The following is a 25,197-nucleotide window of genomic DNA, read 5'->3' on the forward strand; positions in this document are numbered from 1 at the left end:
CTGTTAAGCGGTGGTTAACTGAATGCTCTACACTCTCAGTTCACACCATAACGGGGGAAACACGATGTCGAAGATAAAAAGCTACGCCGCACCGCAGGCGGGTGCAGAACTTGAACTGTACGAGTACGATGCGGGCGAACTAAAAGCGGAAGACGTCGAAGTACAGGTTGATTACTGCGGGATCTGCCACTCGGATCTCTCCATGATCGACAACGAATGGGGCTTTTCAAGCTATCCACTGATCGCCGGACACGAAGTGATTGGCCGCGTCGTGGCGCTCGGCAGCGCTGCGCAGGACAAAGGCCTGAAAGTGGGCCAGCGCGTGGGTATTGGCTGGACGGCACGCAGCTGCGGTCATTGCGACGCCTGTATCAGCGGCAACCAGATCAACTGCCTTGAAGGCGCCGTTCCAACCATCCTCAACAAGGGCGGTTTTGCCGATAAACTGCGCGCCGACTGGCAGTGGGTCATTCCGCTGCCGGACAGCATTGATATCGAATCCGCAGGCCCGCTGCTGTGCGGCGGCATTACCGTCTTTAAACCGCTGCTGATGCACCATATCACCGCCACCAGCCGTGTGGGTGTGATTGGTATCGGGGGTCTCGGTCATATTGCCATCAAACTGCTGCACGCGATGGGCTGCGAAGTGACGGCATTCAGTTCTAACCCGGCGAAAGAGCAAGAAGTGCTGGCGATGGGAGCGGATAAAGTGGTGAACAGCCGCGATCCAGACGCGCTGAAAGCACTGGCGGGTCAATTCGATCTGATCATCAACACCGTTAATGTCGATCTCGACTGGCAGCCGTACTTTGAAGCACTGGCCTACGGCGGTAACTTCCATACGGTGGGTGCCGTGCTGAAGCCGCTGCCGGTTCCGGCGTTTACCCTGATCGGCGGGGATCGCAGCGTGTCCGGCTCTGCAACCGGCACGCCGTTCGAGTTGCGCAAACTGATGAAGTTCGCCGGGCGCACGAAAGTATCGCCAACCACCGAACTCTATCCGATGTCGAAAATCAACGAAGCGATCCAGCACGTGCGTGACGGCAAAGCCCGTTACCGTGTGGTGTTGAAAGCAGATTTTTAATGTGACACACCCCTCTCCCACAGGGAGAGGGCGCAAACACTAAAAACGGTAACGGTCGTTACCGTTTTGCTTCTACCATGGCCTTAAACACCTCTGCCACCGCAACCGCTCCCGGATCCATTACCCCATCCAGATTCTCTTTATTCACATACGACGAACGTCCCGCGCCCGCTTTGCCCATTCTGGCCGTTGCCTCTGCGCCCTGCTGTGCCGCCTGCGCCGCCGCCTGAAGATCGTTTTTCTGCAACGTCTCCAGCGCCGGCTGTAGCGCATCGATCAGCGTGCGATCGCCGAGATCGGCCCCGCCATACTGCTTCATCTGTGCCAGCCCGCTCAGCAATGCATCCGCAAGCGATTGTCCGTCATGTAGCTTTTGTCCGGCTGCCGTGAAAAAGATCGACATTAATACGCCACTCGATCCGCCCATCACCGTTGCCAGCCGCTCGCCCACCAGCAGAAGTAATGTCGACACGTCGTTAAGAGGAAGGTTGTTCTCCTCCAGACGCTGCGCAATCTCCCGCGCCCCTTGCGCAAAGGTGGATCCGGTATCGCCATCCCCCACTTTCGCATCCAGCGCGTTCAGACGGTTTTCCAGCTGAATCAACGTCTTTGTCACCACAGAGACATATTCGCCCACCTGCGGATTTGCGGACGGGGTAAACTCCACGCGGTCATGGATCGCGCTATGCTCCTGGGTACGCAGCGGGGCAAACGCCACCGGCTTCTGCCAGCCCAGCGTCTCAACCTCTTCATGAAGGGCTTTTTCGAACAGATCGTTTAGCTTCAGCAGCGTCAGCGAAAAGCCCTTCATATCCAGGGCGCTCACCAGCGGTGCCGGGCCAATCAGGTACGCCAGGTTATCTTTCAGTGCCGAGTGGGCCAGCTCTTTGGTGAGCAGAGCCATCTCAAGCGCTGATACGCCCCCCAGGTTATTGATCAACACTGCGAAGCGCCCGTCACCCGCCTTCGCCTTGAGCGGCGTCACCAGCGTGTCGATAATCGCTTTACTGTTCTGCGTATCCACGACGGAAGCCCCCGGCTCACCATGAATGCCCAGACCCAGCTCGACATGACCTTGCTTAATGCGCCCTTCTTCCTCGTCGCTTCCCGGCAGATTACACGTTTGCATCGCAACGCCCAGGCTCCAGAGGTTATCGCAGGCCTGTTGCGCAATATCACGCACTTCACTCAGCGATTTTCCGTGCTCTGCGGCATAACCCGCGATCTTATGAACCAGCGCCGTACCGGCAATGCCGCGCGGCTGTTTGTTGTCCGGCAGCGCAATATCGTCTGCCACAATGACCATCTCCACCTTCAGGCCGTAGCGTTTCGCCTTTTCTGCCGCCAGACCAAAATTCAGGCGGTCACCGGTGTAGTTTTTAACGATCAGCAGGCAGCCACGGTCACCCGTCACCGCCACTATGGCATTCAGCACCGCATCCACGCTCGGCGAGGCGAACAGATCGCCACACACTGCTGCCGTCAACATACCTTTGCCGAGAAACCCGGCATGTGCAGGCTCGTGGCCGGAACCGCCACCGGAGATCACCGCCACGCGGCTCTTGTCCCAGTCGCTGCGGGCCACAATGCGAATGGCAGGATCAACATCAAGCTTGACGAGGTTACCGTGCGGAGCAGAAATCAGAATGCCTTCAATAGCATCGTTGACCAGTTGTTTGCGATTATTAAAAAAGAATCTGGACATACATTCTCAACTTGTTGTGAACCGTATGCAAAAGCATAGTCCGCGCTGGGTAATACGCCGCAAAGTAAGGAATTTTTAACGCCATTTTGCCGTCAGGTTGCCTATACTCCACCCAGGACTAAGAGAGGATGAGTATCATGAGTACACCATTGTTAATTGCCAGGACGCTGGAGAAAGAGCTGTTTTTACTGCCTGCGATGGCGAACCGTCACGGCCTGATCACCGGCGCCACCGGGACGGGGAAAACCGTTACCCTGCAGAAGCTGGCCGAATCGCTCTCTGAGATTGGCGTGCCGGTCTTTATGGCCGATGTAAAAGGCGATTTAACCGGTGTGGCTCAGGAGGGGGCACCCTCAGAAAAACTCCTTGAGCGTCTGAAAAATATCGGCGTCAATGACTGGACGCCGCACAACAACCCGGTAGTTGTCTGGGATATCTTTGGTGAGAAAGGTCATCCGGTACGTGCCACCGTCTCCGATCTTGGCCCGCTGCTGCTGGCCCGTCTTCTGAATCTCAACGATGTCCAGTCCGGGGTGTTGAACATCATCTTCCGTATTGCCGACGATCAGGGGCTGCTGCTGCTCGATTTCAAAGATCTGCGCGCCATTACCCAATACATCGGCGATAACGCTAAATCCTTCCAGAACCAGTACGGCAACATCAGCAGTGCCTCCGTGGGGGCCATTCAGCGCGGGTTACTGACGCTGGAGCAACAGGGTGCAGAGCATTTCTTCGGCGAGCCGATGCTGGATATCAAAGACTGGATGCGCACTGACAGCAACGGCAAAGGCATCATCAACATTCTGAGCTCAGAGAAGCTCTATCAGATGCCGAAACTCTACGCCGCCAGCCTGCTGTGGATGCTCTCTGAACTTTACGAACAGCTGCCGGAGGCGGGCGACCTTGAGAAGCCGAAGCTGGTGTTCTTCTTCGACGAAGCGCACCTGCTGTTCAACGATGCGCCGCAGGTGCTGCTCGACAAGATCGAGCAGGTTATCCGGCTGATCCGCTCCAAAGGCGTCGGCGTGTGGTTTGTTTCGCAAAACCCGTCGGATATCCCCGATAACGTGCTGGGGCAGCTCGGTAATCGCGTCCAGCACGCCCTGCGCGCCTTTACGCCAAAAGATCAGAAAGCCGTCAAAGCTGCCGCACAAACCATGCGCGCGAACCCGGCCTTTGATACCGAAGCGGCGATTCAGGCGCTGGGTACCGGTGAGGCGCTGATCTCCTTCCTGGATGCCAAAGGCAGCCCGTCCATTGTGGAACGCGCCATGGTGATTGCCCCTTGCTCGCGAATGGGGCCGGTAACGGACGATGAGCGCAACGGACTGATTAACCACTCCCCGGTTTACGGGAAATACGAAGATGAAGTGGATCGCGAATCTGCCTTCGAGATGCTGCAAAAAGGGGTACAGGCCACCACCGACTCGCAGGACGCCCCACCCGCCAAGGGGCAGTCAGTCGCGGTGGATGACGGCATTCTGGGTGGGCTGAAAGACATTTTGTTTGGCAGTACCGGGCCGCGCGGCGGCAAGCGCGATGGCGTTGTACAGACGATGGCGAAAAGCGCCGCGCGGCAGGTCACGAATCAGATAGTGCGCGGCATGCTGGGGAGTCTGTTAGGCGGTCGCCGCCGGTAGCGGAGCGACCCACGGCCGTCCCAGCGCCGAGCCCTGCACACCGTGCTCATGCAGATAGCGGTCAATCTCCACCATCCCCGTCCAGCGGTTCTCACACCATAGCGGTGCCAGAAGCGTTGGACGGCGGGCGCTGGCGGAGATACGGTGATAGACAATCTCGGGCGGCGTATGACGGATCATCTCCCCTGCCGTTACCGTATACTCGTCGAGTGCGATGCCGTTTAACCGCCCGGCTTGCCAGGCTTTGGCCATAATGCTGCCCTGCACAATATGCAGCGGGTGCAGCTTGATCCCGTCCACGCCTGTCTCAACGACTTTTTCCAGCGTCTCCAGGCCATGCTGCTGCCCTTCTCCCGGCAGGCCGACAATCAGATGCGTGCAGACTTTCAGGCCACGTTCGCGGGCCAGGCGGGTGGTGCGCTGATAGCAGGCAAAATCATGGCCGCGATTAATACGGTGCAGGGTTTTGTCATGCGCGCTTTGCAGGCCTAGTTCCAGCCAGATCTCATAGCCCTGCTCTTTATACTCGCTGAGTAAATCCAGCACCGCGTCGGGCACGCAGTCCGGACGCGTACCGACACACAGCCCGACAATGTTCGCCTGAGCGACCGCCTGTTGATACATCGAACGCAGCACCTGCACTTCCGCCCATGTGCTGGTGTAGGCCTGGAAATAGGCCAGATACTGCTTTGCCCGGTTCACAAGACGGGCCTGATGCGCGAGCTGTTCCGCGATAGATTTATGCTGCTGCGCCTCGTCCGCAAAGGAGGCCACGTTACAGAAGGTGCAGCCGCCGCGCCCGAGCGTACCGTCGCGATTCGGGCAGCTAAAACCGCCATGCAGCGTCAGCTTGTGAACCTTTTGCCCGTAGCGCTGCAAAAGATCCCCACCAAACATATTGACTAATTTCTGTAACTGCATAATCTGATAGACCGTCCCGAAGAAAGGGGACAAGCCTGCCATTTTTAGCCACCATCGGCGATGACCTGGATCAATCGCCCTGGCTGGCCTTTATCTATTTGAATAACTACTCAAGATTACTGCAATTTCATTCACGGCAAATGTGATTACTTTTCCTTATGTTCTGATTGTTTTTTTTATTTATAACGCCAGCACTGAAAAACAGTGACTTTATGCGGGTTTAAACCGCACAGCAGTTTATTATCCTGTAAAAAAACCGGCATTCAGCACGCTGCATCAATAATACCGCTTTCATATAGTGAGTCAGATCACACTCCGCTGCGACTTCGCAGGGCGCTTAGTGGTTGTAAAAATAGTTAAATATCTTTTAAATACAATGTATTATCTTCTCTATAGCACATTTTTGTATAAATAAGATTGCCATTTGACCTGTGTACCAATTCCCGATAAGTTGGAAATCCGCTGGAAGCTTTCTGGATGAGCGGCCTGCTCATCATATTTATGCAGTAATTGAGATTCCCTCTGAAGCAAGTCCTCAAACTTGTTTACCTGCGCGAAAGGATGAAAAGAGGGCGAATGCGAGGTCCGCGTATGAAACGCAAACCCCGTCGCCATGCTCTTTCTGTGCCTGTGCGCCACGGTTCAGTGGGAAGCCCGACGAGCCTGGGGAGGTTCACTGATATGTTGTACGATAAATCCCTTGAGAAGGATAACTGTGGTTTCGGCCTGATCGCCCACATAGAAGGCGAACCTAGCCACAAGGTAGTGCGTACTGCTATTCACGCACTGGCCCGTATGCAGCACCGTGGTGCCATCCTTGCCGATGGTAAAACCGGCGACGGTTGCGGCCTGCTGCTGCAAAAACCGGATCGTTTCTTCCGTATCGTGGCGGAAGAGCGCGGCTGGCGTTTAGCCAAAAACTACGCTGTCGGTATGCTGTTCCTGAATCAGGATCCTGAAAAAGCTGCCGCCTCACGCCGCATCGTTGAAGAAGAACTTCAGCGTGAAACCCTGTCTATTGTCGGCTGGCGCGATGTGCCAACCAACGAAGGGGTGCTCGGTGAAATCGCCCTCTCCTCGCTGCCTCGTATTGAACAGATTTTTGTTAATGCGCCTGCGGGCTGGCGTCCACGTGATATGGAACGCCGTCTGTTTATTGCCCGCCGCCGCATTGAAAAACGTCTCCAGGACGATAAAGAGTTCTACGTCTGTAGCCTCTCGAACCTGGTGAACATCTATAAAGGTCTGTGTATGCCGGCTGACCTGCCGCGCTTCTACCTGGACCTGGCGGACCTGCGTCTGGAATCAGCCATTTGCCTGTTCCACCAGCGCTTCTCCACCAACACCGTTCCACGCTGGCCACTGGCACAGCCGTTCCGCTATCTGGCGCACAACGGCGAGATCAACACCATCACCGGTAACCGCCAGTGGGCGCGCGCCCGTACCTATAAGTTCCAGACCCCACTGATCCCGGACCTGCATGATGCTGCGCCGTTCGTTAACGAAACCGGCTCTGACTCCAGCTCCATGGATAACATGCTGGAGCTGCTGCTGGCAGGCGGCATGGATATCGTGCGTGCCATGCGTCTGCTCGTGCCACCGGCCTGGCAGAACAATCCGGATATGGATCCGGAGCTGCGTGCATTCTTTGACTTTAACTCCATGCACATGGAGCCATGGGATGGCCCGGCGGGCATCGTCATGTCCGACGGTCGTTTTGCCGCCTGTAACCTGGACCGTAACGGTCTGCGTCCGGCGCGCTACGTCATCACCAAAGACAAGCTCATCACCTGCGCCTCAGAAGTCGGTATCTGGGATTACCAGCCTGACGAAGTGGTTGAGAAAGGCCGTGTTGGGCCGGGCGAGCTGATGGTTATCGATACCCGCGGTGGGCGTATTCTGCACTCCGCTGAAACAGACAACGATCTGAAGAGCCGCCATCCCTATAAAGAGTGGATGGAGAAAAACGTGCGCCGTCTGGTACCGTTCGAAGATCTGCCGGACGAAGAAGTGGGCAGCCGCGAGCTGGACGACGATACGCTGGCAAGCTTCCAGAAGCAGTTTAACTACAGTGCGGAAGAGCTGGATTCCGTCATCCGCGTGCTTGGTGAAAACGGCCAGGAGGCTGTCGGCTCCATGGGTGACGATACCCCGTTTGCCGTGCTCTCCAGTCAGCCACGTGTAATTTATGACTACTTCCGTCAACAGTTTGCACAGGTGACCAACCCGCCAATCGACCCGCTGCGTGAAGCCCACGTCATGTCATTGGCAACAAGCATTGGTCGCGAGATGAACGTCTTCTGCGAGGCAGAAGGCCAGGCTCACCGCCTGACCTTTAAATCGCCGATCCTGCTTTACTCCGATTTCAAACAGCTCACCACGCTGAAAGAGGATCACTACCGTGCAGACACGCTCGATATCACCTTCGACGTGACCGAAGCGACCCTCGAAGAGACGGTGAACGCGCTGTGTGACAAAGCGGAACAGATGGTGCGTAACGGCACCGTTCTGCTGGTGCTGTCTGACCGTAACATTGCGAAGAACCGCCTGCCGGTGCCTGCGCCAATGGCGGTGGGGGCTATCCAGACGCGTCTGGTCGATAAGAGCCTGCGCTGCGACGCCAACATCATTGTTGAAACCGCAAGCGCACGCGATCCGCACCACTTTGCCGTGCTGTTAGGCTTTGGTGCGACGGCGATCTATCCATACCTGGCCTACGAAACGCTGGCTCGTCTGGTGGACACCCGCGCGATCGACAAAGATTACCGTACCGTGATGCTGAACTACCGTAACGGCATCAACAAAGGCCTTTACAAGATCATGTCCAAAATGGGCATCTCGACCATCGCCTCTTACCGCTGCTCGAAGCTGTTTGAAGCGGTTGGCCTGCATAACGACGTGGCAAACCTCTGCTTCCAGGGCGTGGTCAGCCGCATCGGTGGAGCCGGTTTTGCCGACTTCCAGCAGGATCTGGTGAACCTGTCTAAACGCGCCTGGCTGGCACGTAAGCCGCTGGAGCAAGGTGGTCTGCTGAAGTACGTTCACGGTGGCGAGTATCACGCCTACAACCCGGACGTGGTGCGCACGCTGCAGCAGGCCGTCCAGAGCGGCGAGTACAGCGATTATCAGCAGTATGCTGAGCTGGTGAACAACCGCCCGGCAGCCACACTGCGCGATCTGCTGGCGCTGAACCCGGGTGATGAAGCGGTCAGCATCGACGACGTAGAGCCTGCGTCTGAGCTGTTCAAACGCTTCGACACCGCTGCGATGTCCATCGGCGCATTAAGCCCGGAAGCCCACGAGGCGCTGGCCGAAGCGATGAACAGTATCGGCGGTAACTCTAACTCCGGTGAAGGCGGTGAAGATCCTGCCCGCTACGGCACCAATAAAGTGTCCCGTATCAAGCAGGTGGCATCTGGTCGCTTTGGCGTAACGCCAGCGTACCTGGTCAACGCCGACGTCATTCAGATTAAAGTCGCTCAGGGGGCAAAACCGGGCGAAGGCGGTCAGTTACCGGGTGATAAAGTCACCCCGTACATCGCTAAACTGCGTTACTCGGTACCGGGCGTGACGCTGATCTCCCCGCCGCCGCACCACGATATCTACTCTATCGAGGATCTGGCGCAGCTGATTTTCGACCTGAAACAGGTCAACCCGAAAGCGATGATCTCCGTGAAGCTGGTTTCCGAACCGGGCGTCGGCACCATCGCGACCGGTGTGGCGAAAGCCTATGCGGATCTCATCACCATCGCCGGTTATGACGGTGGTACTGGTGCAAGCCCGCTCTCTTCCGTGAAATACGCGGGTTGTCCGTGGGAGCTGGGCCTGGTGGAAACCCAACAGGCGCTGGTGGCAAACGGTCTGCGTCATAAGATCCGTCTGCAGGTGGACGGCGGCCTGAAAACCGGCCTCGACATCATCAAAGCGGCGATTCTGGGTGCGGAAAGCTTCGGCTTTGGTACCGGCCCGATGGTTGCGCTGGGCTGTAAATACCTGCGTATTTGCCACCTGAACAACTGTGCGACCGGCGTTGCAACCCAGGACGAGAAGCTGCGTAAGAACCACTATCACGGCCTGCCGTTCAAAGTGACGAACTACTTTGACTTCATCGCCCGTGAAACCCGCGAGCTGATGGCGCAACTGGGTGTAAAACGTCTGGTGGATCTGATTGGCCGTACGGACCTGCTGAAAGAGCTGGACGGTTTCACTGCCAAACAGCAGAAACTGGATCTGGGCAAGCTGCTGGAAACGGCCGAGCCGCATCCGGGTAAAGCGGTCTACTGCACCGAGAACAACCCGCCGTTCGACAATGGCGTGCTGAACGCGCAGCTGCTGCAGCAGGCGAAGCCATATGTGGATGAGAAGCAGAGCAAAACGTTCTGGTTTGATATCCGCAACACCGACCGCTCTGTGGGTGCGTCGCTCTCTGGTTACATCGCGCAAACGCACGGCGATCAGGGGCTGGCAGCGGATCCGATCACCGCGCACTTCAGCGGTACGGCGGGTCAGAGCTTCGGCGTGTGGAATGCCGGCGGCGTTGAGCTTTACCTGACTGGCGATGCTAACGACTACGTCGGAAAAGGCATGGCGGGTGGTCTGCTGGCGGTGCGTCCTCCGGTGGGCTCTGCCTTCCGCAGTCACGAAGCGAGCATCATCGGTAACACCTGTCTTTACGGCGCGACCGGTGGCCGTCTGTTTGCCGCGGGCCGTGCGGGTGAGCGTTTTGCGGTGCGTAACTCCGGTGCTATCACCGTGGTGGAAGGCATTGGCGATAACGGCTGTGAATACATGACGGGCGGGATTGTTTGCGTGCTGGGGAAAACCGGCGTGAACTTTGGCGCAGGTATGACGGGCGGTTTTGCATACGTCCTGGATGAAGATGGTGAGTTCCGCAAACGCGTGAACCCAGAACTGGTGGAAGTGCTGGACGTTGATACGCTGGCGATCCACGAAGAACACCTGCGCGGTTTGATTACCGAACACGTGCAGCATACCGGTTCTTCGCGCGGCGAAGAGATCCTGGCGAACTGGCCAGCGTTCTCTGCGAAATTCGCGCTGGTTAAACCGAAGTCCAGCGATGTTAAAGCCCTGTTGGGTCACCGTAGTCGTAGCGCAGCAGAGCTGCGTGTGCAGGCGCAGTAAGGAATTCAGATGAGCCAGAACGTATACCAGTTTATCGACCTGCAGCGTGTTGATCCGCCAAAGAAACCGCTGAAGATCCGTAAAATTGAATTTGTAGAAATCTATGAGCCGTTTTCAGAAGGCCAGGCCAAAGCACAGGCAGACCGCTGCCTGTCCTGCGGTAACCCTTACTGTGAGTGGAAATGTCCGGTCCATAACTACATCCCTAACTGGCTGAAGCTGGCCAACGAAGGGCGTATTTTTGAAGCCGCCGAGCTGTCTCACCAGACCAACACCCTGCCAGAAGTGTGCGGCCGCGTGTGTCCGCAGGACCGTCTGTGTGAAGGCTCCTGTACGCTGAACGACGAGTTTGGCGCGGTGACCATCGGTAACATTGAGCGTTACATCAACGATAAAGCGTTTGAGATGGGCTGGCGTCCGGATATGACCGGCGTGAAGCAAACCGATAAGCGCGTGGCGATCATCGGCGCGGGTCCGGCGGGCCTGGCCTGTGCGGATGTCCTGACCCGTAACGGCGTGAAGGCGGTGGTCTTTGACCGTCATCCGGAGATCGGCGGCCTGCTGACCTTCGGTATCCCGGCCTTCAAGCTGGAGAAAGAGGTTATGACCCGTCGCCGTGAAATCTTCACCGGCATGGGCATTGAGTTCAAACTGAATGTAGAAGTGGGCCACGACGTGCAGCTCGACGATCTGCTGAAGGATTACGACGCCGTGTTCCTGGGCGTGGGTACCTATCAGTCCATGCGTGGCGGACTCGAGAACGAAGACGCGCCAGGCGTGTACGACGCGCTGCCGTTCCTGATTGCCAACACCAAGCAGATCATGGGATATGGCGAAACGGCTGACGAGCCTTACGTCAGCATGGAAGGCAAACGCGTGGTGGTGCTGGGCGGTGGTGACACCGCGATGGACTGCGTGCGTACCTCCATTCGTCAGAACGCGGCGCACGTAATCTGTGCTTACCGTCGTGACGAAGAGAACATGCCGGGCTCAAAACGCGAAGTGAAAAACGCACGTGAAGAGGGCGTGGAGTTCCAGTTCAACATCCAGCCTCTGGGTATTGAAGTGAATGCCAACGGTAAAGTGAGCGGCGTGAAGATGGCGCGCACCGAGATGGGTGCCCCGGATGCCAAAGGCCGTCGTCGCGCGGAGATCGTGGCTGGTTCTGAGCACGTGATCCCGGCTGACGCGGTCGTCATGGCGTTCGGTTTCCGTCCTCACAGCATGGAGTGGCTGGCGAAGCACAGCGTTGAGCTGGATTCGCAGGGTCGTATTATCGCGCCAGAAGGCAGCGACAATGCGTTCCAGACCAGCAACCCGAAAATCTTCGCTGGTGGTGATATCGTTCGTGGTTCTGACCTGGTGGTGACGGCAATTGCCGAAGGCCGTAAGGCGGCAGACGGTATACTGAACTACTTGGAAGTGTAAAAAATGGCCCGGCGATTGCCGGGCCAACTTTTATTTTTTAAGCAGTTGCCAGGTTAAATCGGTCTCCAGGGCGGTTTGATCCGAAATATGGTTAAACGCGCTGTCATTGAGCACCGGGAAAATGGTGACGGTAAAGTTCATCTGCTGGCCGCTGGGTACCCTGCCGTTTTCAACCGCCACGACAGCCTCGTTATTGCGGATATAGAGCGATGACCCGTTATCAGTATCCGGCGTAAAATTCACCTGATCCGTTGTTTTCCCTACGTTGTAGCTTTTACCATCCAGCGTCAGGTTGCTGACCTTTATCGCCACACCGCCGTTCTGACCAAACTGAAAACGCCCTTTCTGACCAGAAGCCCCCTGTAACAGCGTCGCCATCTGTTGTTTTTCCGGGCAATAGACGCTGACATTTATGTCTTTTTCCGGCATTTTGTTCCAGCTCTGCTGGCTGGTGACAATGCTGTCACGCCGCATCTGGTGATAATCCACAACCGGCTGAGAGAGCGTTAGCTGACAATCGTCAGCATAAGAAAGGCACGGCAAAGCAAGCAGCAATAGCGCAGCCAGACGTTGAATGTTCATCGACATACTCCGTTAACTTCTTCGTAAAACGCGTCTTCGTCGTGCTTTTCAGGAAGCGTAAAATCAAGTTTGCACAGACGGTTATTGTCATCATCAACGGCATAAAGCGCGCTAATCTGATCGGCATCGTTCAGGAAGACATGTCCGTCATCAACCACCGTCACCACGTAGTTATTTTTATCATCCACCACCGACAGACCTTTCGTCAGCGGCTTCCCGTCGGCCTGCTTAATACGTAACATCACGCGGCGGCTGTTCAATACTTTGAAGCTCACTTCGCTTACCGAGCCATGTGCAGCAGCAATATATTTGGTCCCGTTCGCCAGGGTCATGCTCTGCGGTAGCTTGTTCGCATCCACTTCGATACGTGAGTTACGCCATTCAGTCAGGCCGGGAATGACAGCCTGGCCCCAGCGGTCGGTCCAGACGGTGCCCTGCGGCGTGGTGATCTCAACGCCCGCTTTCGGTTCGCTGAGTCTGGCGATGGCAAACGTGTCCTTGATGGAATACGGCGAGAAGGTCACACCGTCTTTGTGCATCGCAATGCCGCCAGACAGGGTCGCATTGTAGTTACGCTGATGATCGCCGCTGGTACCGCCCCCGACACTAAGCTGGGTGTAGTGAAGATTAGTGTTGATGTTGCCGTTGAAGCTGTTTTCCTGTGATTCGTCATCACGATCGGCAGAAATATAGTAGTTGGTGTTCTCCCCCAGCGACCCGCTGTTCGCCAGACCATAGCTGGTGCTGTCGCCCTGCTTACGCATATACGAACTCAGGCTCTGCGAACCGCCTAACGGAATGCTGAGGTTGATATAGAGCAGATCGTCGTCCTGGTCGTCATCCGTGCTGCCCACTGCGCTTTGCCAGTTCACGTTGATTGAAGCGTATTTGAAGGTTTTCCCCCACGACAGAAGCAAGTAGCGGGAATCTTCGCCGTCTCCTGCGGCCTGGTTGTAGCTCAGGCCCGCACTAAATGCCCCGGCCAATTCTGTGGACCAACGTACGTTGGCCGAATAACTGTTGTCATAGCCCTGATAATCATCATCCATGGCATCTGCGAGTTCACGATAATCACCGCTGTAATGCGCCACGCTGGCAGACAGGCCGACATTCTCAGTCAACGAGTAATCGCTCTGGAGTTCGTTTTTGATACCGTTATCACTGTCGCCAAATTGCGCGTTGCTGGCGGCCATACTGGTAGAGACGTTCCAGCCATCGGTAACCATAAATTCTGTGCGCGCCCCCGCGGCCTGGTAATCTTCGGCCACAACGCCGGAGGCAAGCAGGTTCATCCAGGGGAAAATTCGCCAGCCATCGGATACGTTGAACACCAGCGGATCGCTGTAGTCACTGTCTATACCACGCACCTGGCCCGCCGAAACGGTCAGGCCGTTTGGTTTTGAAAGATTTCGGGCTTTTACGGATGCGGCGGGAACAATGTAGCGGTTGGTCGAACCGTCGGACTCCACAACGGTGATGTCAAGATCGACGTTGTTACGGACCATCGGGACGTCATCCAGCGTGAACGGGCCCGCCGGGACTAACGTGTTGAAAATGAGTCTTCCGTTTTGACGCACTTCAACGCGCGCCTGCGAGGTTCGGGCAATACCGGATACGCTCACCCCCGAACTGTCTTTCTGCAGACCGCTGGTCGGCATTAACTGCACACCGGTAATCGGGACGCCGCTTAACACATCTGACATGGCGTTAATTTCCCCCACCTGCATGGTCAGGCGTTGAGGAACAAACACATGCTCTGCGTAGGTATAAATACTCTCTGCGTTTCGGTTGCCGTTGTCATCCGTCAGGATATAGCGGCTGCGTAGCGACCAGTCCATCGCGTTGAAGCCCGCCTCCAGGCTTGCCTGTGAGTAACGGTTACTGCTGCTGTCACTCCCGCTGTATTCGTTTTTGGTGCTGAAGAGCGAGTAGTTAAGCATGCCTGCCGTGCCGCCATGCTGGAAATTTTTGACATCAGCGCTCAGGCTGTTAAGTGCTTCCGCTGGCAGATAAAGCTCGACCGCTTCCTGGTTTGGCAAGGGATTGATCACCGCCTGAGCGTAATCGCTACGCAGATCATGGCAGGTCTCATTCGCCTTTATGGGCACCGGCATGAGACCTGCAAATTCCAGGAAGTCGTTATCAACGCACATCGTTCCGTCTTCACTGAAGCGTACGGCCGCTGTTCCGCGATCGTTACCGTTCACTTTGACAGAAACGGAATGCGTCCCCGGTAAAAAGCGCGGCGCTTGTGCAAAATAGCGGTTTAGATCGGCCCCAAGACCACGTGATTTCAGGATATCAGTATCAAACGTCACCTCCCTCGCGTGGAGGGAGGGAGCATCAAGCAACATCAGAGGTATTGCGCTATAAATCACAGCGCGCACAAAAAGTGCAAGTTGGCTTTTTTTACGCACCGCCATAATCCTTTATTTTTTATTGAGATCCGAGATAAAGCTGGGCACTTCGACCCCATAGCGGCTGGCCGGGAAAAACTTCACTTTCGTGTTTCCACTGACGGATTTGCCCATAGAAACCGTCATGGTTTCACCGGGTAAAATGTAGGTTTTGGCAAGCGATCCGCTGATGCCTGAAGGCTGCAGCACCACGTTCTGTGCCAGACGCACAACATATTTGCTTGGGTTTTTTACCGTGACGGACGTGCCTGACGCGGTCCAGTCGAGGAATTTCCACGCATCGGTTACCACGGCCAGCTTCGCAGGGCGAATCAGCACGGGCAGATCCTGACGAATATTGATGCCAATTTTCACTTTATTGTCATCGCTCTTCGGCGGGATCCCTTCGAAGGTCACACGCTTGTAGTGCTCAACGTCCAGCGGTTTGCTGGTTTGCAGGATGAAGCGCAATTGCTGAGTCTGACCGGGCTCGAGACGCACCACGGGCTGAGTGGTGACGAGTTTCAGGCCTTTATCATCTGGCAGATCCACCACGTCGGTGTACAGTAGCGACGGATGGCTATCGGTATTTTTGACGTTGATGGTGCCACTGTGGGTCGCTTCATCAATCATCAGCAGACTGGTTTCTGGCACCATACCGGCTGCATGTACGCCAAACTGTGCAGAGAATAAAGCTGCGGCAGCGAGTGTTTTAAATAAAACCTTTTTAGAGCATGTCATATGTATATTCCTTGAAAGCACTACTTAACACTCCGTGTTGATGGCGCTTATTTTTGAGAGAAAGCGTATTCCCTCTGCATTAAATTTAACTCACTTTAAATTTGAAAGAATTACAGATACTTTAGGCTGATCGTCAACTGACCATCCAGCCGGGTATCATCGGTAATGGCAAGCGTTGTGGTATTCTGAATAGCCAGAGACGTTACCAGCGGAAATGTTGCAGTCTGGAAAGCAAGCGGGTCAATACTTCCCGCTAATGCGACGGTAATATTACGATTATTTTCACCCTGACTTGAACCATCAGTACTCTTAGCCCAGGTCGTTGAGCCATTCTGCTGATATATTGGATCGACAGATTTTCCGTCTGCAGTAACGCTATTCACCTTCATAAACATGGCATAAGAGCCAATATTTACCGTGCCTGCTTTGCCAACGCCATAGGTCTGGTTAGCCGCACTCTGTGCCCCACCCGTAAATGTACCGGCAGAAACGGTTAATCCTGCGTTAGAGTCGGCGCGATCGTCTATCATATTCCAGGCCACTTTTGTTGCTGCCGTGCAGGTGATGGTGAGATCGATATTCCGTTGCCCTAACTGGTTCACCGCCGTAGAGGACAATTCACCTAAGCGGATATTTCCATAGTCCACCACGCCGCCATTGCTAAATTCAGGAGTACAGGCCGAGGCTGTCAGCGTCCCTTTAATTTTCAATATCGCGGTTTCAGCGGCAAACGTAGAGTTTACGCAAAGGAATAATGCTGTAGCCAATAGAATTTTTTTCACGAGTTAATCCATAACTTATGATTTAAAGAAAATAAAATTCGACTGAGTTCATCCTTGATAGTCTCTATTACCTCCGTTTGCAAAATGCATGGTGCGATAATATAGAAATCATAAATACATGCAACTTAGGTTTATTAACTTTTCTTTTTAGATTTACTCAAACAATAGGCAGGATTTATAAAACAGAGGTTTCCAGTTCTTTTTAGACCATTTATATTCAGAATAATTATTGATTGCGATGATTTATTTTTTCCGGCTTTGTATTCCAAAATTTCTGTCATATAGAATAAAGCATTGCACTGTCTTAATTTTGTACAAATCTATACATAGAAAAAATATTCGTTCAACAGGCACTTAATCTTTACATTGGCAAAAAAAATCCAGCCGACTGAGGAGGGCTGGATTTTATAATGGATGACGCTTATTTTACCACTCTGAGAGCCGGACGCCCGCCGCGTGGTGGCGGATCGTCATCAGGATCGTTTTCATCCTGGCGGTCAGGTTTGTCGCCGTCAATAACCGACATCACCGTGTCGCTGTCTCGCTCCCCGGTTGCATCGTCTTCATTCAGGCTGGCAACGTCTTCATCGTAAGCCGCTTCCGGCTCGAACATCGTACCCGCGCCGTTTTCCCGCGCGTAGATAGCCAGCACCGCGGCCAGCGGCACGGAAACCTGACGCGGTACGCCGCCGAAACGTGCGTTAAAACGCACTTCGTCGTTCGCCAGTTCAAGATTACCCACCGCACGGGGGGCAATGTTCAAAACGATCTGTCCGTCACGCGCGTATTCCATCGGAACCAGCACGCCCGGCAACGTCACATCCACAACCAGGTGCGGCGTGAGCTGGTTATCCAGCAGCCATTCATAGAAGGCGCGCAGCAGATACGGACGGCGTGGTGAAAGTTGTGACATTTCCACAGTCATTAGCCTCGGCCGAGACGCATTTCACGTTCCGGTTCAGTTAAGGATGCCAGGAAGGAGTCGCGTTCAAAGACGCGGGTCATATAGCCTTTCAGCTCTTTTGCGCCCGGGCCGCTGAATTCAACGCCAAGTGTCGGCAGGCGCCACAGCAGCGGTGCCAGGTAGCAGTCCACCAGGCTGAATTCATCGCTCAGGAAGAACGGTTTCTGGCCGAACACAGGGGCAATCGCCAGCAGCTCTTCACGCAGTTGCTTACGTGCAGCGTCTGCTTCTGAAGCAGAGCCGTTTTCGATCACGTTCATCAGCGTGTACCAGTCTTTCTCGATACGCTGCATGTACAGGCGGCTTTCGCCACGCGCAACAGGGTAAACAGGCATCAGCGGTGGATGCGGGAAACGCTCATCCAGGTATTCCATAATGATACGGGATTCCCACAGGGTCAGCTCGCGATCCACCAGCGTTGGTACACTTTGGCTCGGGTTGAGATCGATCAGATCCTGAGGTGGGTTATCCTTTTCCACATGCTCGATCTCAAAACTGACACCCTTCTCGGCCAGCACGATACGAACCTGATGGCTATAAATGTCAGTAGGACCAGAAAACAGCGTCATTACCGAACGTTTGTTGGCAGCGACAGCCATGAAAACCTCCAGGTATATTCAGAATTTTTACTGCTACCGGCCCGGTGGGGCCAGCCAGATGATGTAGCGCCCATCCCAGAGAAGACACATTGTTCAAGAATCGAACAAAAATCGAGTATTCACCGATATTTGGGCAGAAAATTGGATGATAGTTTACCAGATTTTGATGGCTTTGTGGTGAGGGGATTCTGGAAATGCGGAAAAAGAGGAGATATATGCATTGATAATGTGGATAACCTGAGCATTACCCATAAAAAAACCCGCCGAAGCGGGTTTTTCGCCAATCGTTCTGCGTGAGCAGAAAATGATTAACGTTTGGAGAACTGTGGACGACGACGTGCTTTACGCAGACCCACTTTCTTACGTTCAACCTGACGAGCGTCACGAGTAACGAAGCCAGCTTTACGCAGTTCAGAACGCAGGGATTCGTCGTACTCCATCAGAGCGCGGGTGATACCGTGACGGATCGCACCTGCCTGACCGGAGATACCACCACCTTTAACGGTGATGTACAGATCCAGTTTTTCTACCATATCAACCAGTTCCAGCGGCTGGCGAACTACCATGCGGGCAGTTTCGCGACCGAAGTACTGTTCCAGAGAACGCTGGTTGATTACGATTTTACCGTTGCCCGGTTTGATGAACACGCGAGCTGCGGAACTTTTGCGGCGACCAGTGCCGTAGTATTGATTTTCAGCCATTGCCTATAATCCCGATTAGATGTCAAGAACTTGCGGTTGCTGTGCCGCGTGGTTGTGCTCGTTACCTGCGTAAACTTTCAGTTTACGGAACATAGCACGACCCAGCGGGCCTTTTGGCAGCATGCCTTTAACCGCGATTTCAATCACACGCTCAGGACGGCGAGCAATCATCTCTTCAAAGGTCGCTTCTTTGATACCACCGATGTGGCCAGTGTGGTGGTAGTACATTTTGTCTTCACGCTTGTTGCCGGTTACAGCAACTTTTTCTGCGTTCAGAACGATGATGTAGTCACCAGTATCAACGTGCGGAGTGTATTCCGCTTTGTGCTTACCGCGCAGGCGACGAGCCAGTTCAGTAGCCAGACGGCCCAGAGTTTTACCGGTCGCGTCAACAACATACCAGTCGCGTTGTACGGTTTCTGGTTTAGCTGTAAAAGTTTTCATTAAAAGCTTACCCAAATAATAAGTTACACGTTGGTGAACACCCAAACGTTTAGTCAGTTGAGGTTCACACGACAAAGTCCGGCAAACCTACCCCTTCGAATAGCTCATGCCGACACATAGAAAGTTTCGGGAAAAAAACCTTCTCGTAACGTGGGGTCGCAAGATTATAGAGAAGTTGAGGTCAAAGATCGACCCTTAAATGTGATTTGGAATGGGTTTTTCGGGGGGCGAGTTTTTGCGGTCCGGTGCCCTCACCCCCAGCCCCTCTCCCACAGGGAGAGGGTAGCATTTAAGGCATATGCTCCAGCTTCAGATACTCCTCGCTCTGCATCTCCTGCAGGCGCGACAGGCAGCGCTGGAACTCAAACTTCAAACGTTCCCCCTGATACACCTCATATAAAGGCACCTCGGCGCTCACCACCAGCTTGACGTGGCGTTCGTAAAACTCGTCCACCAGCGCAATGAAGCGTCGCGCTTCGCTTTCCATCAGCCGTGTCATGACGGGTACATCCAGCAGCATCACCGTGTGGAACAGGCGCGAAAGAGCGATGTAGTCGTGCTGACTGCGGGCATCCACGCACAGCGTCGCAAAAGAGACCGCCAGCGTTTGGTTTTCAACACCGAGCGTGGGCAACGGACGATGGTTAATCTCCAGCGTCGGGGCGTTTTCGCGCTTTGCCCCCGCCAGCGCCAGCCACAGTTTATCCATCTGGCGGGTGGTCTCGGCATTCAGCGGTGAGAGCCACAGGTGCGCCTGAGTCAGCGTGCGCAAACGGTAATCCACGCCTGCATCAACATTCATAATGTCACAATGCTGTTTGATGGCATCAATGGCAGGCAGGAAACGCGCCCGCTGGAGGCCGTTACGATACAGCTCATCCGGCGGAATATTCGAGGTGGCGACCAGCGTGATGCCGCGGGCAAACAGCGCTTTCATCAGGCCGCCCAACAGCATGGCATCGGTGATATCCGAAACAAAAAACTCATCGAAACAAAGGACGTCCGTTTCGGCCTTAAACCTGTCAGCCACAATCTCCAGCGGATCGCTTTTGCCCTGCAGCGCCGTTAACTCTTCATGCACCCGCAGCATAAAGCGGTGGAAGTGCAGGCGTTGTTTACGCTCACCCGGCAGGCTCTGATAAAACAGATCCATCAACCAGGTTTTCCCGCGACCGACACCGCCCCACATATATAAACCGCGTGCCGGAGCGTTAGCCTGTGGCTCTTTTTTTCCGAGCAGTCGGCTCAATGCCGCCTTCAGCCCACCGCTCTGCCCTGCTTCCGCAGGTTTTGCCGTAAGCTCATGGAAAAGGGTATCCAGACGGTTAACCGCTTCACGTTGAACGTCATCCGGCTGATGTGAGCCCTCGTCCAGGGCCAGTTGATATCGCGATGCGGGGGACAGGTTTTGCATAATCTTGTTGTTATTCCTTCAATTAAACCTCATCAGCAGGCGTGACTGATGAAAAAAAGGCCGTTCTACACTACGCGATGATACGTCAGGATTCCACTTCTGCAGAAATAGCGGTTATAGTGGCAATATCAGGCACAGGCAGGAGCCGAGCCAACACCCTACGGAACAACAAGACAACGGGAGAAGTTCATGACCTGGGAATATGCGCTAATCGGTTTAGTCGTCGGCATCGTGATCGGTGCTGTGGCCATGCGTTTCGGTAATCGCAAATTGCGTCAGCAGCAGTCACTGCAATACGAACTGGAAAAGAACAAAGCCGAGCTGGAAGAGTACCGCGAAGAGCTGGTCAGCCACTTTGCCCGTAGCGCTGAGCTGCTGGACAACATGGCGACCGACTACCGCCAGCTGTATCAGCACATGGCAAAAAGCTCCAGCAGCCTGCTGCCGGAAATGACCGCGGAAACCAACCCGTTCCGCAACCGTCTGGCAGACTCTGAGGCCGGTAACGATCAGGCCCCTGTTCAGATGCCTCGCGACTATTCTGATGGCGCGTCCGGCCTGCTGCGCGGCGGTGTTAAGCGCGATTAATCACACAACCTGAAATTATTTTACGGGCGCAGCGATTGCGCCCGTCCTTTCTTCCTGACCCCAGCTATTATTTAGTTAAACACCTCATTGTTCAGCGGTTTAAAATTCAATAACATCAACGTGTTTTTGGGCCCGTTTTTTCCTTTACTCCAGGTTACGAGAGTCAGCATCGATGAAGAAAAAGAACCAGCTGTTGAGCGCGTTAGCGTTAAGTGTCGGGTTATCTCTCTCGGCGTCCTTCCCTGCCTTTGCCGCCCTTCCCTCGCAGGTGCCGGGCCAGACGGCGATTCCGAGCCTCGCACCCATGCTGGAAAAAGTGTTGCCTGCAGTAGTCAGCGTGCAGGTAGAAGGCACTGCCGTGCAAAGCCAGCGCGTACCTGAAGAACTGAAAAAATATTTTGGCGATGAGTCGCCCGACCAGCAGGCTCAGCCTTTTGAAGGGCTGGGCTCTGGCGTCATCATTGATGCGGCCAAAGGCTATATTCTGACCAACAACCACGTCATCAGCCAGGCCGATAAAATCAGCGTGCAGCTGAATGATGGTCGGGAATTTGATGCCAAACTGATCGGCGGCGATGACCAGAGCGACATCGCGCTGTTGCAGGTGCAAAACCCAAGTAATCTGACCCAGATTGCCATCGCGGACTCCGACAAACTGCGCGTCGGCGACTTTGCTGTTGCCGTGGGCAACCCCTTTGGTTTAGGACAAACGGCGACCTCTGGGATCATTTCCGCGCTGGGGCGCAGCGGCCTGAATCTTGAAGGCCTGGAAAACTTTATCCAGACCGATGCCTCCATTAACCGCGGGAACTCCGGCGGGGCGCTGCTGAACCTTAACGGCGAGCTGATTGGTATTAACACAGCAATCCTCGCGCCAGGTGGCGGCAGTATCGGGATCGGGTTTGCCATTCCCAGCAATATGGCCAAAACGCTGGCACAGCAGCTTATCCAGTTTGGTGAAGTCAAACGCGGCCTGCTGGGCATCAAAGGGATGGAGATGAGCGCCGATATCGCAAAAGCGTTCAACATCAACGTACAGCGCGGTGCGTTCGTCAGTGAAGTGCTGCCCAATTCCGGCTCGGCAAAAGCGGGCATTAAATCAGGTGATGTGATCGTCAGCCTGAATGATAAGCCGCTGAGCAGCTTTGCAGAACTGCGCTCACGTATCGCCACCACCGAACCGGGCGCCAAAGTGAAGCTGGGCCTGATTCGTGACGGCAAACCGCTGAATGTGGAAGTGACGCTGGACAAGAGCACCTCTTCCTCCGCCAGTGCGGAGCTTATCGCCCCTGCACTGCAGGGCGCGACCCTCAGCGACGGGCAGCTTAAAGACGGCACCAAAGGCATCAGCATCGATACCGTAGAGAAGAGCAGCCCTGCCGCGCAGGCGGGATTGCATCAGGATGATGTGATCATCGGCGTGAATCGCACCCGCGTGCAGTCTATCGCTGAGCTGCGCAAGGTGCTGGAAAGTAAACCAACGGTCATTGCCCTGCAAATTATGCGCGGCAACGAATCTATCTATATTCTGTTGCGCTAAGCATTTGCTATCCCGGGTATCACCGCCGCGTGTGATGTCCGGGATAACTCATGTTATGCTGCAAACCGTTCCTTTTTTAACGACACGCGCATCATGCTTTTAAAGCTCTTTCGTTCCATTGCCATCGGTTTGATTGTTGCGGGCCTGCTGTTAGCGGCCATGCCGTCTTTACGCCAGTTCAACAAGCTGTCGGCTCCCCAGTTTGATAGCGCGGATGAAACGCCTGCCACCTATAATCAGGCCGTTCGCCGTGCCGCACCCGCAGTGGTGAACGTCTACAACCGTGGTCTTAACAGTTCAGCCCATAACCAGCTGGAGATCCGTACCCTCGGCTCCGGCGTGATTATGGACGATCGCGGATACATCATTACCAACAAGCACGTGATCAACGATGCTGACCAGATCATCGTCGCACTTCAGGATGGCCGCGTGTTTGAGGCCTTACTTGTCGGCTCTGACAGCCTGACCGATCTGGCCGTGCTGAAAATCAACGCCACCGGCGGGCTGCCCGTGATTCCGATCAACCGAAAACGCACTCCGCACATTGGCGATGTGGTTCTGGCTATCGGTAACCCATACAACCTGGGGCAGACCATCACCCAGGGGATCATCAGCGCCACGGGTCGCATCGGTCTGAACCCATCGGGACGGCAGAACTTCCTGCAAACCGATGCCTCCATCAACCACGGGAACTCCGGCGGCGCGCTGGTCAACTCGCTGGGCGAGCTTATGGGTATCAACACCCTCTCCTTCGATAAAAGCAACGATGGCGAGACGCCGGAAGGGATCGGCTTTGCCATTCCGTTCCAGCTGGCAACCAAAATTATGGACAAGCTGATCCGGGACGGTCGCGTGATTCGCGGTTACATCGGAATTGGTGGTCGCGAAATTGCCCCTATGCATACGCAGGGTGGCGGGATCGATCAGATTCAGGGGATTGTGGTTAACGAAGTGGCGCCTGGTGGACCGGCTGCCAATGCGGGCATTCAGGTTAATGATGTCATTCTGTCGGTCAACGGCACACCGGCGGTCTCTGCGCTTGAGACGATGGACCAGGTGGCAGAAATTCGCCCGGGTTCCATCATCCCGGTTGAAGTCATGCGCAACGATAAGAAACTGACGCTGCATGTGACCATTCAGGAATACCCGGCCACAAACTGACGGGCATAAAAAAACGGAGCGTAGCGCTCCGTTTTTTTTTACCGGGACAAGATCACTTGTTAACGAACTCTTCGCCCAGCGTGATATCTTTCTTCAACGTGTCCAGCATACCTTCCATCGCGTTTTGTTCAAACGCGCTCAGCGTGCCAATTGGCTTACGCTCTTCGATACCATTTTTACCGAGCAGCAGCGGCTGGGAGAAGAAGCGCGCGTGTTCGCCATCGCCTTCAACATAAGCGCATTCAACCACGCCCTTCTCGCCCTGCAGCGCGCGAACCAGTGACAGACCGAAACGTGCAGCCGCCTGGCCCATAGACAGCGTTGCAGAACCGCCACCTGCCTTCGCTTCCACCACTTCGGTGCCTGCGTTCTGGATACGTTTGGTCAGGTCAGCCACTTCCTGCTCGGTGAAGCTCACGCCAGGGATCTGCGAGAGCAGAGGCAGAATTGTCACACCAGAGTGACCACCGATGACCGGCACTTCAACTTCCGTAGGCTGCTTGCCTTTCAGCTCAGCCACGAAGGTGTTAGAACGGATGATATCCAGCGTGGTCACGCCGAACAGTTTGTTCTTGTCGTAAACGCCTGCTTTCTTCAGCACTTCTGCCGCAATAGCGACCGTGGTGTTCACCGGGTTAGTGATGATACCGATGCACGCTTTCGGACACACTTCAGCGATCTGCTGCACCAGGTTTTTCACGATGCCTGCGTTGACGTTGAACAGGTCGGAACGATCCATACCAGGCTTACGCGCCACACCGGCGGAGATCAGCACAACGTCAGCACCCTGCAGCGCAGGACGTGCGTCTTCGCCGGAGAAGCCTTTGATGTTAACAGCGGTCGGGATGTGGCTCAGGTCAACCGCCACACCTGGGGTTACCGGAGCAATGTCGTACAGGGAGAGTTCTGAGCCTGAAGGCAGTTGGGTTTTCAGTAGTAGGGCAAGCGCCTGGCCGATACCACCAGCAGCGCCGAGGACTGCGACTTTCATCCTAAACTCCTTATTATGGTTAACTTAAGTATCTGTAAATCCGTTGCGGCGACCTTAATTCAGCAGGTAATTAATTACAATTTTCGTAGCTAAAGAATTTGAGGTCACGCGACTTTCTCTCTTCCCAGAAGACTTTCTGACAACAGACGGCAACGAATTAAGAGGTGGTTACAATACACCCTGCCACGCCACCAAAACAACATCATTTTGATAACATTTAATTTACTTTTAAGCTTATTTGCGTGGCGTGACCCAGGCATGTTTTCCGATAACGAAATCTGATAATATCACTCCCTTTCATAACATTATTTCAGGCTACTGCCTGGTAGATAATTTGCATAAAAATTCATCCACATGCATAATAATGTTGTTTC

The 25,197-nt window shown here is 54.6% G+C and carries 19 protein-coding genes; 7 read left to right on the top strand and 12 right to left on the bottom strand.

From position 1 onward, the window contains the following. Window positions 1–64: 64 nt before the first annotated feature. Window positions 65–1,084, top strand: coding sequence for an NADPH-dependent aldehyde reductase Ahr (ahr, locus tag VF709_RS12785; protein WP_038420701.1), 1,020 nt, complete (start codon window positions 65–67; stop codon window positions 1,082–1,084). Between the two features lie 58 nt (window positions 1,085–1,142). Here ahr and VF709_RS12790 read toward each other — a convergent pair whose 3' ends face one another. Beyond that, entirely contained in the window at window positions 1,143–2,789 is a 1,647-nt protein-coding gene (locus tag VF709_RS12790) for a dihydroxyacetone kinase subunit DhaK (RefSeq protein ID WP_149896922.1), read from the bottom strand. A 137-nt stretch (window positions 2,790–2,926) separates the two neighbouring features. Between VF709_RS12790 and VF709_RS12795 the strand changes: the two genes are divergently transcribed. Then, window positions 2,927–4,429: a helicase HerA-like C-terminal domain-containing protein gene (locus tag VF709_RS12795; protein WP_038420703.1), complete on the top strand. Its 1,503-nt coding sequence runs from the start codon at window positions 2,927–2,929 to the stop codon at window positions 4,427–4,429. On the opposite strand, the gene VF709_RS12800 is transcribed toward VF709_RS12795, so the two are convergent. Beyond that, window positions 4,409–5,350, bottom strand: coding sequence for a TIGR01212 family radical SAM protein (locus VF709_RS12800; protein ID WP_095908469.1), 942 nt, complete (start codon window positions 5,348–5,350; stop codon window positions 4,409–4,411). The genes VF709_RS12795 and VF709_RS12800 overlap by 21 nt on opposite strands. Before the next feature lie 681 nt (window positions 5,351–6,031). On the opposite strand from VF709_RS12800, the gene gltB reads away from it, so the two are divergent. Next, the gene (gene gltB, locus VF709_RS12805; protein WP_013098958.1) at window positions 6,032–10,492 is read left to right on the top strand and encodes a glutamate synthase large subunit; all 4,461 of its coding nucleotides are present in this window, start codon (window positions 6,032–6,034) and stop codon (window positions 10,490–10,492) included. Between the two features lie 9 nt (window positions 10,493–10,501). Continuing rightward, window positions 10,502–11,920, top strand: coding sequence for a glutamate synthase subunit GltD (gene gltD / locus VF709_RS12810; protein ID WP_149896920.1), 1,419 nt, complete (start codon window positions 10,502–10,504; stop codon window positions 11,918–11,920). A 30-nt stretch (window positions 11,921–11,950) separates the two neighbouring features. On the opposite strand, the gene VF709_RS12815 is transcribed toward gltD, so the two are convergent. The 9 genes from VF709_RS12815 to zapE form a co-directional block, all read right to left on the bottom strand. After that, window positions 11,951–12,502, bottom strand: coding sequence for a membrane protein (locus VF709_RS12815; RefSeq protein WP_013098960.1), 552 nt, complete (start codon window positions 12,500–12,502; stop codon window positions 11,951–11,953). Beyond that, on the bottom strand, window positions 12,499–14,925 hold the full coding sequence (locus tag VF709_RS12820; RefSeq protein ID WP_114519283.1) for a fimbrial biogenesis outer membrane usher protein: 2,427 nt from the start codon (window positions 14,923–14,925) through the stop codon (window positions 12,499–12,501). The genes VF709_RS12815 and VF709_RS12820 overlap by 4 nt, the downstream gene beginning before the upstream one ends. A 6-nt stretch (window positions 14,926–14,931) precedes the next feature. Then, a complete protein-coding gene (locus tag VF709_RS12825; protein WP_114519284.1) occupies window positions 14,932–15,639 on the bottom strand; it encodes a fimbria/pilus chaperone family protein in 708 nt (235 codons plus the stop codon). Window positions 15,640–15,749: 110 nt separating this feature from the next. After that, entirely contained in the window at window positions 15,750–16,421 is a 672-nt protein-coding gene (locus VF709_RS12830) for a DUF1120 domain-containing protein (protein WP_114519285.1), read from the bottom strand. 421 nt (window positions 16,422–16,842) lie between these two features. Beyond that, window positions 16,843–17,340: a ClpXP protease specificity-enhancing factor gene (gene sspB / locus VF709_RS12835; protein ID WP_013098964.1), complete on the bottom strand. Its 498-nt coding sequence runs from the start codon at window positions 17,338–17,340 to the stop codon at window positions 16,843–16,845. Window positions 17,341–17,345: 5 nt separating this feature from the next. Then, entirely contained in the window at window positions 17,346–17,984 is a 639-nt protein-coding gene (gene sspA / locus VF709_RS12840) for a stringent starvation protein SspA (RefSeq protein WP_013098965.1), read from the bottom strand. A 308-nt stretch (window positions 17,985–18,292) separates the two neighbouring features. After that, window positions 18,293–18,685, bottom strand: coding sequence for a 30S ribosomal protein S9 (gene rpsI, locus VF709_RS12845; protein ID WP_000829818.1), 393 nt, complete (start codon window positions 18,683–18,685; stop codon window positions 18,293–18,295). A 15-nt stretch (window positions 18,686–18,700) separates the two neighbouring features. After that, entirely contained in the window at window positions 18,701–19,129 is a 429-nt protein-coding gene (gene rplM / locus VF709_RS12850; RefSeq protein ID WP_013098967.1) for a 50S ribosomal protein L13, read from the bottom strand. A gap of 289 nt (window positions 19,130–19,418) precedes the next feature. Further along, the gene (gene zapE / locus VF709_RS12855; RefSeq protein WP_020687372.1) at window positions 19,419–20,543 is read right to left on the bottom strand and encodes a cell division protein ZapE; all 1,125 of its coding nucleotides are present in this window, start codon (window positions 20,541–20,543) and stop codon (window positions 19,419–19,421) included. 189 nt (window positions 20,544–20,732) lie between these two features. Between zapE and zapG the strand changes: the two genes are divergently transcribed. From zapG to degS, 3 genes are all read left to right on the top strand, one after another. Beyond that, on the top strand, window positions 20,733–21,131 hold the full coding sequence (gene zapG / locus VF709_RS12860) for a Z-ring associated protein ZapG (RefSeq protein WP_008502832.1): 399 nt from the start codon (window positions 20,733–20,735) through the stop codon (window positions 21,129–21,131). 172 nt (window positions 21,132–21,303) lie between these two features. Continuing rightward, entirely contained in the window at window positions 21,304–22,671 is a 1,368-nt protein-coding gene (gene degQ / locus VF709_RS12865) for a serine endoprotease DegQ (protein WP_013098969.1), read from the top strand. A 93-nt stretch (window positions 22,672–22,764) separates the two neighbouring features. After that, complete coding sequence (gene degS, locus VF709_RS12870) at window positions 22,765–23,832, top strand: outer membrane-stress sensor serine endopeptidase DegS (protein ID WP_013098970.1); 1,068 nt, start codon at window positions 22,765–22,767, stop codon at window positions 23,830–23,832. A gap of 52 nt (window positions 23,833–23,884) precedes the next feature. On the opposite strand, the gene mdh is transcribed toward degS, so the two are convergent. Then, window positions 23,885–24,823: a malate dehydrogenase gene (gene mdh / locus VF709_RS12875; RefSeq protein ID WP_020687375.1), complete on the bottom strand. Its 939-nt coding sequence runs from the start codon at window positions 24,821–24,823 to the stop codon at window positions 23,885–23,887. Window positions 24,824–25,197 lie beyond the last annotated feature (374 nt).

Origin of the sequence: Enterobacter sp. Lyrl_3 (genome assembly GCF_051948675.1) — a bacterium.
GTDB classification, from domain to species: Bacteria; Pseudomonadota; Gammaproteobacteria; order Enterobacterales; family Enterobacteriaceae; genus Enterobacter; species Enterobacter cloacae.